Below are 11,903 nucleotides of genomic sequence, written 5' to 3' on the forward strand. Positions count from 1 at the left end.
CCACCTGCATTATGGCAGGCGCGACGCCTCTCCAATCCCGGACACTCCATGACCCTCGCCAGCATGACCGGCTTCGCCCGCCAATCCGGCCACGCCGCGCCGTTCCGCTGGACCTGGGAAATCAAGACGGTCAATTCCAAGGGACTCGACCTGAGGCTGCGGCTGCCGCCGGGGTTTGACGCGCTCGACCTGCCGTCGCGCGGCCTGATCGCGAAAGTCGTGACTCGCGGCGCCTGCCAGGCCAATCTCTCGATCACGCGGGAGAGCGTCGCCAGCGCGCCACGCATCAACCGCGAGCTTTTGACGCAACTGCTGGAGTTGGTCTCGACCCTGCCGCGCGGAAATGTCGGGCCGGCGACGCTCGACGGCCTGCTGGCGTTGCGCGGCGTGATCGAGACCGGCGAAGGCGAGGACGATTCCGCGCAGGGCGAGGCGCAGGCGGCGATGCTGCGGGGCCTGGAAGCCGCGCTGGCCGATTTGTCCGCCATGCGCGTGGCCGAGGGCGCGGCGCTTCAGACCATCTTCGCGCAACGGCTCGACGCCATCGAGCGCCTGACCGGCGCCGCCGACGCCTGCCCGGCCCGCAAGCCCGACGTCGTGCGGGAAAAACTGCGCGCCGCGATTGCGCAATTGAGCGAAATCGGGCGGTTCGACGAGGCGCGCCTGCACCAGGAGGCGATCCTGCTCGCCGCCAAGGCCGACATACGCGAGGAGCTGGACCGGCTCTATTCCCATGTCGCGGCGGCGCGAAAACTGCTGGCCGGCGGCGGCGCGATCGGCCGCCGCCTGGATTTTCTCGCCCAGGAATTCGGGCGCGAATCCAACACCCTCTGCGCCAAATCCAACGATCCCGCGCTCACCGCCATAGGCCTGGATCTCAAGGTCGAAGTCGAACAATTGCGCGAACAGGCGCAGAATATCGAGTGAGTCCGGCGCCAGCCGGGCGTCTGTCAAAAAAAAAGAGGGTTTCATGAACGGGCCGCGCCGCGGATTGATGCTGATCCTGTCCTCGCCGTCGGGCGCGGGCAAGACCACCCTGACTCGCATGCTGTTGCAGCGGCCGGAGCTTGATCTGAAACTTTCGATCTCGGTGACGACGCGCAAACGCCGCACCAGCGAGGCCGACGGGATTCACTATCATTTCATCGCCGAGGACGAGTTCCGCCGCCTGCGCGAGTCCGGCGACCTGCTCGAACATGCCGAGGTCCACGGCAATTTCTACGGCACGCCGCGCAAATGGGTGGAGGAGCGGCTGTCACAGGGCCGCGACGTGCTGTTCGACATCGATTACCAGGGCGCGCGCCAGGTCCGCGAAAAGGCGCCGCGCGACGTGGTGACGATTTTCATCCTGCCGCCGTCGATCCGCGAATTGCGCGCCCGGCTGGAGCGCCGCGCCGAGGACGACAGCGAGACCATCGAGAAGCGCCTCGCCGCCGCCCGCCACGAGATCGGCCGCTGGACCGATTACGATTACGTGCTGATCAACGACGACATCCAGCAGACCTTCGACGATCTCGCGGCCATCGTGCGCGCCGAGCGCCAGCGCCGCCCGCGCATCGCGGCGGGCATGGGCGAATTCGTCACGACGTTGCTGGCGGAGCCGGGGTGAGCGTTGCCTTGACCTTGGGCGGTGGTAAGGTGGGCGAATGTTCGCAGACATCTCCGATGATCTTCTGACCGCCAGCGCCCCGGCGCCGATCCGCACCCTGGCGCTGTTCGACCGCTTGTCGCGCCAATATCTCGCCTGGAAGGCCGGCGGCGACGCCGACGAATTCGACGGCGTTGTGCGCGCGCCGGACAGCGTGTCGCCGGAACTGGCCAACTGGTACAGTTCCTACAAGCTGCATCTCTCGCACGCCGACATCGCCAGCATCCGCCGGCGCTTCGAAGCGGCCGTCGCACGCTCCGGCGACAGCGATTTCCAGGTGATGACCTATATCGCCGACATGACGATTCATCGCATGATCAGGCACATGCGCGAGGGTGGCCCCCGGATCGTCTCCATCGGCGAGAGTTGCCTGCCGCGCACGCTCTCCACCAAATGGGGGTTCAAGCCGTCACGGGTGATGGGCGAACCGACCATGCCGTTCGACCTCGCGGTCCACGCCGGCGCATCCGTTCTCAAACATTTGCAGACGAATTTTTCCAGCTATCTCGACACGTCCGGCATCGTTTATCGCGAGGATTTACATTACCCGGTCAACGAGGCCGATGGCGTGTTCTGGAACCATGAGTTTGGCCCCGAATGGGCGCAGAACGACTTTCGCAAGTTCACGGAGCGCTATCATCGCCGGATCGCCGCCTTTCGCGAGGCGGTTCAGGCCGAACGCTGCGTCTGCTTCTTCTATTCGGAAAACCCGCACCGGCCGGACCTCGTCGCGGGCCTTGCGGAGGCCATCGGCGCGTTTCGCGGCGGCAGGCCGGCGGTTCTGTTCGCGGTCAATGGCGCTCATCCCAGCTTCGAGGAGAGCGAACAGGTGATCAACGGGGTGCGGACGCGGGTCGTGCTGACGCCGCGCCCCTACCCGGAATTCGTCTGGTTCCACGCCAATCACTTCAGTTCGGCCGCCGGGCACCTCTGGGAGCGGCTGCTCGTCGGCCGGTTGGCGGAACTGGTCGAGTCCGCCTGACGCGCGACTCACGGCGGCGGCAAGGCCCGCGCCAGCGCGACAAACCCCTCCACCGGGACTTCCTCGGCCCGCCGGGTCGGCTCGATTCCGGCGGCCTCCAGCAGGGCGAGCGGGTCAACCCCTAGCCCTTTCAGCGCCTGACGCAGCATTTTGCGCCGCTGCCCGAAGGCGGCGGCGGTCACGCGCTCCAGCGCCGCCGCGTCGCAGTCCAGCGGCTTTTCACGAGGGCGCAACTCAACGACCGAGGACGTCACCTTCGGCGGCGGCGTGAAGGCGGCGGGCGGCACGTCGAACAGAATGCGCGTCTCGCAGCGCCAGTTGGCGAGCACGCCCAGGCGCCCGTAATCGGCGCGCCGCTCCGGCCCGGCGACGATGCGCTCCGCCACTTCGCGCTGGAACATCAACACCATGCGGTCGTAAAACGGCGGCCAGACTTGCTGCGTCAGCCAACCGACCAGCAAGGGCGTGCCGATATTGTAGGGCAGGTTGGCGCAGATGCGCACCGGACCGCTGACGCCGCGTTCGGCCAGAAAAGCGGGGTAGTCCAGCGCCAGCGCGTCGCCCGGTACGAGTTCTAGCCGGTCGGGAAAGGCGGCGGACACTTCCTCAAGCGCGGCGAGGCAGCGGTCGTCGCGCTCCACCGCGATCACCCTTTTCGCGCCATGGGCGAGCAGGGCGCGGGTGAGGCCGCCGGGGCCGGGGCCGATCTCGATCACCGTCGCCTCATCCAGCGGCCCGGCGGCGCGGGCGATGCGGCCGGTGAGATTGAGGTCGAACAGAAAATTCTGGCCGAGCGACTTTTTCGCGTTCAACTCGTATTTCGCGACCACTTCGCGCAGCGGCGGCAAGGACTCGCTCATCCGCTCGCTCATGCGCGCCGCCGCGCCATACGGTCGGCGAGAAAGATCGCTTCGGCGAGGCTGGAGGTCCGCGCCCGGCCGGTTCCGGCCAGCGCGAAGGCCGTGCCGTGATCGGGCGAGGTGCGGATGAACGGCAATCCCAGCGTGACATTGACGCCGGTGTCGAAAGCCAGGGTTTTGGCCGGAATGAGAACCTGATCGTGGTACATGCCGACGACCGCGTCATAGCTTGTCCGCGCCTGCGCGTGAAACAAAGTGTCGGCGGGCAGCGGGCCGGTCGCGGCGATGCCTTGCGCCACGAGTTTTCGCACCGCCGGCGCGACGATGTCGATGTCCTCGCGGCCCATGGCCCCGTCCTCGCCGGCATGGGGATTGAGGCCGCAGAAGGCGAGGCGGGGGGCGACAATGCCGAAATCGCGCGCCAGCGCCGCGGCGACGATGCCGCCGATCTCCACGAGGTCGTTTTCGCGCAGGGCGGACGCGACTGCGCTCAGCGGAATGTGAATCGTGGCGGGGACCACGGCGAGTTCGCGCGACCAGATCATCATCACCGGCCGGCAGGTCTCGCCGAATTTCGCCTCTGCCAGCTGGCCCAGGAATTCGGTATGGCCGGGATGCGCGAAGCCGCTGGCGTAGAGCACGGATTTGGCGATAGGGTTGGTGACCATGGCGCGGGCGCGCCCCGCGCTGAGAAACTCCACCGCCCGCTCGATCGCCTCGACCGTGGCGGGCGCGTCGGCGGGGTCGGGAGCGCCGGGAACGCCGCGCGCATGATGAAGTAGGGGAACGACGGGCAGGGCGCGGGGAAACATTGCGCCCGCCTGTTCCGGCGCGCATTCGGCGATGGCGACATCGAGGCCGAGCAAGGCGGCGCGGCGCCGCAAAAGTTCGAGATCGGCCAGAACAAAGAAGGGCGGCAGGGCGACGCCGCTCGCGTAAAGCGTCAGGGCGAGATCGGGGCCTATGCCCGACGGATCGCCCTGGGTCAGGCAGAGCGGCGCGGCGCCCGTCATTTTTTGACGACGACCGCCGTGGCGCGCAACTCCTTGTAGAGCTTTTCGGCGTCATCCGCGATCTTTCGGGCGAGGATGCGCTGCGAGGCCTGGTCGCGGGCCGCGTCGGACTTGGCCTTGCTGCGCTCGCACAGGGCCAGCGCCACCAATCCGGCGGAATCCCGGCTCGGGCCGGTGAGGTGGCCGACGGGCGTCTTGTTGAGCAGATCGGCGAGCTGGTCGCCAAGGGCGGAGGTGGTGCGGGTCACCGGTTCGCGCACCACCACATTGGGCGAGGCGGTGGCCATTGTCACGCCGGAGGCGCAATCTGTGAAGCGGGCGCGAAGGCCCTCCATTTCCTTGGCGGCCTGTTGCAGACCGGCCGCGCCCGCCTGTGGCGGAACGGTCACCACCACCTGGCGGATGGTGTAGCTCATCTCGCCCGCCAATTTGGGATCGCGGGCGAGTTCGGCGTCGATGTCCTTCTCGCTCACCTCGACGGCGCGATTGCGGGCGCGGGCGTAGATGGTGAAGGCCTGGTGGATCTGAAGGAAATTCTCGACGTGCTTGGCGTCGGCGCCGGAATGGGCGAGGCGCTGCTGCAGCGCCTGCGCCGTGGTCTTGGCGCGCTCGGCGAAATAGTAATAGGTCGGGCCGAGTTCGTCGCTCTTGACCCTGATGCCGTATTTGTTGATCTCATCGGCCTCGACGCGCGACTTGATCAGGCTCTCCATCGCATCCGACCCCGACGACGGCAGGCCAAGGGCGCGCAACAGCTTTTCGCGCTGCTCCAGATCCAGAGTGGTGACGGGATCGCCGTTGATGGTCGCCAAGATGGATTGGGCCGGCGCCGGGAGCGAACCAGCCAGGAAAGCGAGCATCACGCCGCCGAACACTTTGAAACGCGCCATTGTCTTAACCATGCAAATGCGATTTTTCCGCCGCGCCTTTCATTTCAGGCCAGGGCGGAAAAATCAATTGGTGCGCACGCCGTCCTGGATCACCGAGGGCGTCAGCGAGAACGGCGCCCTGATGTCGCCCAGCGTGCGCAATTCGAGGGTGAACAGCACCGACTTGTTGCGGTTGTAGTTCGGCGGATAGCCGTAACCGTCCGAAATCGAGTCGCGATAGTTCAGACCGAGTTTCAGGCATTCATCCTGGTAGCCGATGCCGGCGCCCCAGGAGGCGATGGCGAACAGCGGCGCGGACGGGGCATAATAGGTCTTGTTTCCGATGACGTAGGTCACGTCGTCGTAATTGTGCCGGCCGAGATCCCAGGTGATGTCGCCCTGGACGAAATAATTCTGGAACATGTCGTAGCGCGAGGTCAGCCCCAGGCCTTCGCGGCGCTCGTTATAGCCGATCAGCGGCTGCGCCACGTAATTGGCGTAGTTCACGCCAAAGGCCAGCGGTCCGTATTTGGCGCGCGCCTGGACGTCAATACGGCGCATGGACCAGTCGCTCTGATCGAACCGGGTCTTGGCGATGAAGCTGTAATTGGCTGAAGGCGCATAGGCGAGGCGGGTCACGTAATCGGACAGCGGCTTGTCGAGCCCGGAACTGAGGCCGATATTGGCGGCGTCGGGCGTGGCGTAGGAATTCACGCCCGCGACCTGCGCCGACTGGCCGACCAGCGCGCTGGCCGAACCGTATTCATGCAGGTCATAGGTGAACTGGGCGCCGTAATTGGCGCGCACGCCGGTCTCGAACCGGTCATAGCCGGAATATTTGTTCCATTCGAACAGATTGCTGTCGTCGAACACCAGACTCTGCGCGTCGAGATTGACCATGTTGTTGGTCGCCTGGCCGTTGGGCCGCGCGATGATCTGGGCGATCGGCTCGATCACCATGTCGCCGATCGGCGTCTTCGACAGCAGGGGATAGCGCCATTCCAGGCCGACGCCCGGCGTGATATAGCCGCCGAACTTGTCGTTGTGGCTCAGGAAATTCGCCTGGTTGGCGTTGCTGACCGTGTCCGTGATCGTTTGCGTATCGCCGGACGCGTCAACGTAAGATCGCGAAAAGCTCGTCGAGCCGTTCACGTTCGCATTCAGATAATTGAGGTTTGCGCGTGCAAAGGTGAAGGGCGTCCAGACCTCGCCGAGCGGATCGATGAACTTGCGTTTCCAGGACAGCTGAATCGTGGCGCTGTCATATTCGCCGCCAATGCCGCGCAACAGGCAGTTGGACTGGCTGTAGGCGTTGGGATTGGTCGCGGTGGCGCGGCAGACCGAGAACATGCCATATCGGGAATCGTACTGATACGAGCCGATCTGCTGGTAGGAGGCGAGCGTGGCGGTCGAGCGGGTATAATTCGCGTCGATCTCGATCTCGCCGCCGATGCCAAAGGTCTTGGCCGGATCGAGCGAGATGGTCTTGTTGTAGTCCAGCATCGGCCAGACGGCGGCGAGTTGCGGCTGGTAGTCGGTGTTGGCGAGACCCTGGAACGAATAGCCGCGCAAGTCGAAATAGCCGCGGTCGCCCTGGCCGGTGATATAGACCGTGGACGAATTCTCGCGGAAGTAATTGCCGTTCAGAGTGTTGTTGCCAACCTGATAGTCGTTGTTGAACCATTTGTCGGAGGCGCGGGCGATGTCCCAGCCGAACTTCCAGCTCTGGTTCAGCCAGATCGTCCCCTGGGACTGGACCATGCCGCGATCGGCGCGCGTTTTTTCGGCGCCATAGGGCCAACCGGCGAAGGCCGACGGGTTGTTCTGGTGAATGCCGGTGAGGTCGAGCGTGAAATAGCCGTTGTCGAGCCGCTGCCGGTACTCGACGTCGCCGCGAAAACCCTGGTTGGCGTAGTAATAGGGGGTGACCGTCACGTCCTTGTCGGGCGAGATTACATAGAAATAGGGCTGCCCGACGCCAAAGCCGGTGGTGGTCGCGTTATAGGACAGGTGCGGCGCGAGGAAGCCCGAGGCGCGCGGCACGCTCGGATCGGGCGTCGACAGGAACGGGAACCAGACGATCGGCAGGCCGAACAGTTCGAAGGTGGCGTTTTCGTAATAGAGGCGCTGCTCGGCGTTCTTGTGGATGATTTTTCGCGCGCGCAGGCGCCAGACCGGGGCGCGGTCGGGATGCTCGGCGCAGGTGTCGCAGGCGGTGTAGGCGCCCTTCTCGAACACGGTGGTCTCTTCGTCGAGTTTTTCCGTCCGCGTCGCCGTCATATGGGTGCGGTCCTTGCTGTCGGACCGCGCTGAATCGACGAAACCGCGCTTGAAATCGCCCGACAACTCCATCTTGTCGGCATGGGTGACCGAGCCGTCGGAATCGGTGAGCTTGACCGAACCCTCGGCCAGAACCTGCCCGCTGTCGCGGAAATAGGTGACCTTGTCGGCCTCCAGAATCTTCTTCTTGTAATAGATCTGCACGTCGCCGGTGGCGACCACGGTGTGCTCGTGGTCGTTATAGGTGACCTTGTCGGCATCGACATTCATCGGCGTTTTGTCGCCGCTGTTGGCGGCGGCGAATCTGTCGTTGAGGGTCTCCGCGCGCGCCGCCGACCAGGGCGCGAACAGCGCTCCGCCCAGCGCCAGCCCCAGCGCGAGCCAGGAAATGAAGGGAGAAACGCGGGGAGAAACGCGCCCGGAAACGCCCCGGGTCGTCATGAGCCCCAGGGCCGAATTTGGGCCGAAGGCGGTGTTGGCCATCAGCCGTCCTCGCGGTTCAAGAGAGTCAATCCACCCAACAAATTGGCCACAATCGCCGGAGACCAGGCAGCCACTGGCGCGCTGAGCATGCCCGCGCCTCCCAGATCCGAGATCAGTTTCGACGCCACATAAAGCACGAAGCCGGAGCCGACGCCACCCAAAACCATAAGCCCAACCCCGCCCATGCGGGACAGTTTCAAAGAGAAGCAGGCCGCGATCAGCACCATGGCCGCCAGCAGCGTGGGAAGGGCAAGAAGCTGTTGAAAACGCAAACGATACCCCACCGAATCCAACCCCACCGACTCCGTGTCCTCAGCCAGTCGCGGCAGCGACCAGAATGGCACGGTCTCCGGCGCCACGAAACTCTGCGCCACCTGGGCGGGCAGAAGATTAGTCCCAAGATGGTAAATTTCCATCTGCCTCGGATCGACCGCCGGCGCGGTGACCAAGGCCGACTTCAATTCCCATTCGCCGGGGAGCAGCCGGCCTTCGGCGGCGTCCACCCTTTCGACGAATCGTCCCTTCAAGTCAAAGACATAAACAGTGACGCCCGACAGGCGCAAGCCGGAATCGACGGCGAGGTCGGCGCGCAGGATCGATTGCTGGTCGCGCCCGCGCTGGCGAATCCACAGATTGGAATCCTGCGCCGACAGTTGTGTCTTGAAAATCCCGGCCTCGATGATGTCGGCTTCTTTCTTCATCAGCGCCGCGCCGGGGCTGAGCAGGGTCACCACCACCACGCCGAGGCCGAGCGCCGCGATCACCGGGGGCGCGAGAAACTGCCAGACCGACACGCCGGCGGCGCGCGCCACCACCAGCTCCAGCTTGCGGGTGAGCGAGATGAAGGCGGCCATGGCCCCGAACAAGGTGGCGAAGGGCAGCACCTGTTCCGCGATCGAGGGCGTGCGCATCAGGCAGACCAGCAGCACGATGACGATCGGCGTGTTGGGCACGTCGCCGGCGCGGCGCAGCATTTCCACGAAATCGGCCATGTAGATCAGGCCGAAAATGGTGAAGAAGATCACCGTCAGGCTCTGCAGGAAGCGCAGGGCGAAATAGATTCCGAGCGTGCGGCCGATCATCGCGCCTCCGCCGGAACAAGGCGCGCGCCGCGAAACAGCGGCGCCAGCGCGAAACGGAAGGTGTAGAGCACGCCGCCGACCACGCCGAGCAGGGGCAGGGCATAGGCGAAGGGGACGGCCTCCGGGCCGCGCGCCAGCGCCCCGGCGACGCCGAAGCCGCCGACGCGCAGCGCGATGGCCGCAAGCGTCGCGCCGCCAAGCGCCAGGCCGCGCGTCTGCCGCGTGGTGCGCGGCGTCCCCAGCGCCGCGAAGGCGATCATGCCCATGGCCAGCGCATAGAGCGGCGAGACGAAGCGCTCGTGCAAGTCGGCGCGGAAACGTCCGACATTGTCGCGTGTATAGGGGTCGGAGACGTCGTAGTTCAGCAGATCCCAGGTGGGGCGCTCACGGGGCTTCAGCGGGCCGCCGTAAAGCTTCGGCTCGAAATTGGAGAGATCCAGCGCATAGGAATCGAAGGTCACCATGGCGGGAATGGAGCCCTTGTCCTGCTTCTGGATCGTGCCCGTCTGCAGCACGATGTAGGACTGGGCGTCGATCTTGGTGATGATGCCGTTTTCGGCGAGATAGACGCTCACCTGCGCGGGGTCGCGGCGGTCGAGCATGAACACGCCCAGCAGTTCGCCGCCCGGGCCGCGGTCGCGGTAATGGAACACCAGCCCGCTGTCCAGCGAGTTGAACTGGCCGGGCCGCACGATCTTGGTCAGAAAGTCGGACTTCACCTCGGTCCAGGCGTTGCGCATGATGTTGAAACTCGCCGGCATGATCCACAGCGACACCAGCGCGCACAGGCCGGCGACCATCACGATCAGCAGCGCGTAGGGGCGCAGCAGACCGAACGGCGACAGGCCGGAGGCGGCCGTGACCACCAGTTCGCTGTCGCTGTTGAGCCGGTTGAGCGAGAACAGCACGGCGATGAACAGGGCGATGGGCGCGATCACCATGACCAGCGAGGGAATCCACATGCCGGTGATGGTGAGGAATCTCAGCGCCGACTGGCCTTTCGACGTGATCAGGTCGAGATCGTGCAACGCCTGCGAAAGCCAGATCACAGCCGTCAGCACGCCCAGGGTGGCGAGGAAGGCCATGGCGGCGACGCGAAAAATATAGCGCTCGATCAGGTTCATTCACACTCCGGCGGCGGCGGCGGCGGGGGGCGAACCTCCGCTCATCGCCTTATGTAGCAGCAAATTAAGCTAAACAATGGTCTTGCCGCTCCTGCCTATCTTGAAAAAAACTCGCTGTGGCGCGGGGGGCACAGGTCAAACCGGCGCCAATCCGGTTCGCGTTGACGCAAGTCATTCTCCAGAGGAGGCCGCGATCGCGCCGAAGGCCTCCAGCGCCCGCCTGCGCGCGAAGTCGTGATCGACGATCGGCGCCGGCCAGTCGCGGCCGAGGACGACGCCGGCGCCGGCCAGAACCTCGGCCGGCGCGCTCCAGGGCCGGTGAATGTAACGCTTGGGCAGGCGCGCCAGTTCGGGGCAATGGGTCCGCACGAAAGCGCCGTCGGGGTCGAATTTCTCGCCCTGCAAGACCGGATTGAAGATGCGGAAATAGGGCGCCGCGTCGGCGCCGCTTCCGGCCACCCATTGCCAGGAGGCGGCGTTGTTGGCGGAATCGGCGTCAATCAGCGTGTCCCAGAACCACGACTCGCCCTCGCGCCAGTCGATCAGCAAATGTTTGGTCAGGAACGAGGCGACGATCATGCGGGCGCGATTGGGCATGAGACCCGTGCGCCACAGATGCCGCATGGCGGCGTCCACGATCGGATAGCCGGTGCGCCCGCGCGTCCAGGCCAGGAGCGCCTCGGGGTCGGAGCGGTAGGGGAAGCGGTCGAAGCGCGCGTTGAAATTGCGCCAGGGCAGGTCGGGCCGGGCGTGGAGCAGATGCGCGGAAAACTCCCGCCAGCCCAATTCGCTCAGGAATTTCTCCGCCGGGCGCCCGCGCAAGGCCGCCACGATCTGACGCGGCGAGATTTCCCCGAATCGCAGATGGGCGGACAGGTTGGACGTCCCGTCGCAATCGATGCGGTCGCGCATGGTCTCGTAACCATCGAGCTTTTCGTCGGTGAAGTGACGTAACCGTGTCAACGCGCCGGCCTCGCCCGCGTCGGGGTCGGGAAAGTTTTCCGCCCAGCCGGGCCGCGCGGGGGCCAGCGCCGGCGTCCCGACGGGGAGGGCGGCGAAGGTCAGTTTTTCCGGCGCCGGGACGGGCTCAGCGGCGTCAAGACGCGCCCGCGCCGCGCGCCAGAACGGCGTGAACACCTTGAAGGCGCCGCCCGACCGCGTCGCGATCTGCTCCGGCTCCACCAGCAGGGCGCCGTTAAAACTTTCGACCCGCGCGCCCGCGGCGGCAAGCCGTTCCGCGACGCGGGCGTCAACCGCGCGTTCGGCCCCGCCGTGACGGCGGTTGAACAGGAGGTGGGTGACATTGGCCGCCCGCGCCAGATCCGGCAAGACGGCCTCGGCGGCGCCGCGAAAACAATGGAGACGGCCATGGAAGCGGGCGAGATCGGCTTCGAGCGCGGCGCGCGCGCGGTCGAGCCGCCAGCGCGCCGCGCCGCCGAGCGCGCGCAAGCCGTCGCGCGCGTCTTCGTCAATATAGACGCACAGCAAGGGCAGGCCGGTCGCGGCGGCGGCGGCGAGGGCGGGATTGTCGCCGAGGCGCAAATCCTCGCGGAACCACACCA

The 11,903-nt window shown here is 65.8% G+C and carries 10 protein-coding genes; 3 read left to right on the top strand and 7 right to left on the bottom strand.

Annotated features, from left to right (window positions below; genetic code table 11):
- Positions 1-48 precede the first annotated feature (48 nt).
- The 3 genes from CCR94_RS05725 to CCR94_RS05735 are packed head-to-tail and all read left to right on the top strand — an operon-like array spanning position 49 to position 2,630.
- Entirely contained in the window at positions 49-927 is an 879-nt protein-coding gene (locus CCR94_RS05725) for a YicC/YloC family endoribonuclease (RefSeq protein ID WP_104506920.1), read from the top strand.
- Positions 928-970: 43 nt separating this feature from the next.
- Positions 971-1,609 carry a guanylate kinase gene (gene gmk, locus CCR94_RS05730; RefSeq protein WP_244593953.1) on the top strand — a complete coding sequence of 213 codons (639 nt, stop codon included), beginning with the start codon at positions 971-973 and terminating at the stop codon, positions 1,607-1,609.
- A gap of 37 nt (positions 1,610-1,646) precedes the next feature.
- Entirely contained in the window at positions 1,647-2,630 is a 984-nt protein-coding gene (locus CCR94_RS05735) for a hypothetical protein (protein ID WP_104506921.1), read from the top strand.
- Between the two features lie 8 nt (positions 2,631-2,638).
- Here the strand turns inward: CCR94_RS05735 and rsmA are convergent, their stop codons facing one another.
- The 7 genes from rsmA to CCR94_RS05770 form a co-directional block, all read right to left on the bottom strand.
- On the bottom strand, positions 2,639-3,490 hold the full coding sequence (gene rsmA / locus CCR94_RS05740) for a 16S rRNA (adenine(1518)-N(6)/adenine(1519)-N(6))-dimethyltransferase RsmA (protein ID WP_104506931.1): 852 nt from the start codon (positions 3,488-3,490) through the stop codon (positions 2,639-2,641).
- Between the two features lie 8 nt (positions 3,491-3,498).
- Positions 3,499-4,503 carry a 4-hydroxythreonine-4-phosphate dehydrogenase PdxA gene (pdxA, locus tag CCR94_RS05745; RefSeq protein WP_104506922.1) on the bottom strand — a complete coding sequence of 335 codons (1,005 nt, stop codon included), beginning with the start codon at positions 4,501-4,503 and terminating at the stop codon, positions 3,499-3,501.
- The gene (locus CCR94_RS05750; protein ID WP_104506923.1) at positions 4,500-5,393 is read right to left on the bottom strand and encodes a SurA N-terminal domain-containing protein; all 894 of its coding nucleotides are present in this window, start codon (positions 5,391-5,393) and stop codon (positions 4,500-4,502) included. The genes pdxA and CCR94_RS05750 overlap by 4 nt, the downstream gene beginning before the upstream one ends.
- Positions 5,394-5,456: 63 nt before the next feature.
- Positions 5,457-8,135: an LPS-assembly protein LptD gene (locus CCR94_RS05755; RefSeq protein WP_244593954.1), complete on the bottom strand. Its 2,679-nt coding sequence runs from the start codon at positions 8,133-8,135 to the stop codon at positions 5,457-5,459.
- On the bottom strand, positions 8,135-9,217 hold the full coding sequence (gene lptG, locus CCR94_RS05760) for an LPS export ABC transporter permease LptG (RefSeq protein WP_104506924.1): 1,083 nt from the start codon (positions 9,215-9,217) through the stop codon (positions 8,135-8,137). Before lptG ends, CCR94_RS05755 begins: the two co-directional genes overlap by 1 nt.
- Complete coding sequence (gene lptF, locus CCR94_RS05765) at positions 9,214-10,341, bottom strand: LPS export ABC transporter permease LptF (protein ID WP_104506925.1); 1,128 nt, start codon at positions 10,339-10,341, stop codon at positions 9,214-9,216. Before lptF ends, lptG begins: the two co-directional genes overlap by 4 nt.
- Before the next feature lie 171 nt (positions 10,342-10,512).
- Entirely contained in the window at positions 10,513-11,901 is a 1,389-nt protein-coding gene (locus CCR94_RS05770; protein ID WP_206605782.1) for a cryptochrome/photolyase family protein, read from the bottom strand.
- Between the last annotated feature and the right edge of the window lie 2 nt (positions 11,902-11,903).

The organism is Rhodoblastus sphagnicola (assembly GCF_002937075.1).
GTDB lineage: Bacteria > Pseudomonadota > Alphaproteobacteria > Rhizobiales > Beijerinckiaceae > Rhodoblastus > Rhodoblastus sphagnicola.

Bases quoted from the DNA above. Each gene is read 5' to 3' on its own strand.
- CCR94_RS05725 (WP_104506920.1), top strand. From the start codon at position 49: ATGACCCTCGCCAGCATGACCGGCTTCGCCCGCCAATCCGGCCACGCC.
- gmk (WP_244593953.1), top strand. From the start codon at position 971: ATGAACGGGCCGCGCCGCGGATTGATGCTGATCCTGTCCTCGCCGTCG.
- CCR94_RS05735 (WP_104506921.1), top strand. From the start codon at position 1,647: ATGTTCGCAGACATCTCCGATGATCTTCTGACCGCCAGCGCCCCGGCG.
- rsmA (WP_104506931.1), bottom strand. From the start codon at position 3,490: ATGAGCGAGTCCTTGCCGCCGCTGCGCGAAGTGGTCGCGAAATACGAG.
- pdxA (WP_104506922.1), bottom strand. From the start codon at position 4,503: ATGACGGGCGCCGCGCCGCTCTGCCTGACCCAGGGCGATCCGTCGGGC.
- CCR94_RS05750 (WP_104506923.1), bottom strand. From the start codon at position 5,393: ATGGCGCGTTTCAAAGTGTTCGGCGGCGTGATGCTCGCTTTCCTGGCT.
- CCR94_RS05755 (WP_244593954.1), bottom strand. From the start codon at position 8,135: ATGGCCAACACCGCCTTCGGCCCAAATTCGGCCCTGGGGCTCATGACG.
- lptG (WP_104506924.1), bottom strand. From the start codon at position 9,217: ATGATCGGCCGCACGCTCGGAATCTATTTCGCCCTGCGCTTCCTGCAG.
- lptF (WP_104506925.1), bottom strand. From the start codon at position 10,341: ATGAACCTGATCGAGCGCTATATTTTTCGCGTCGCCGCCATGGCCTTC.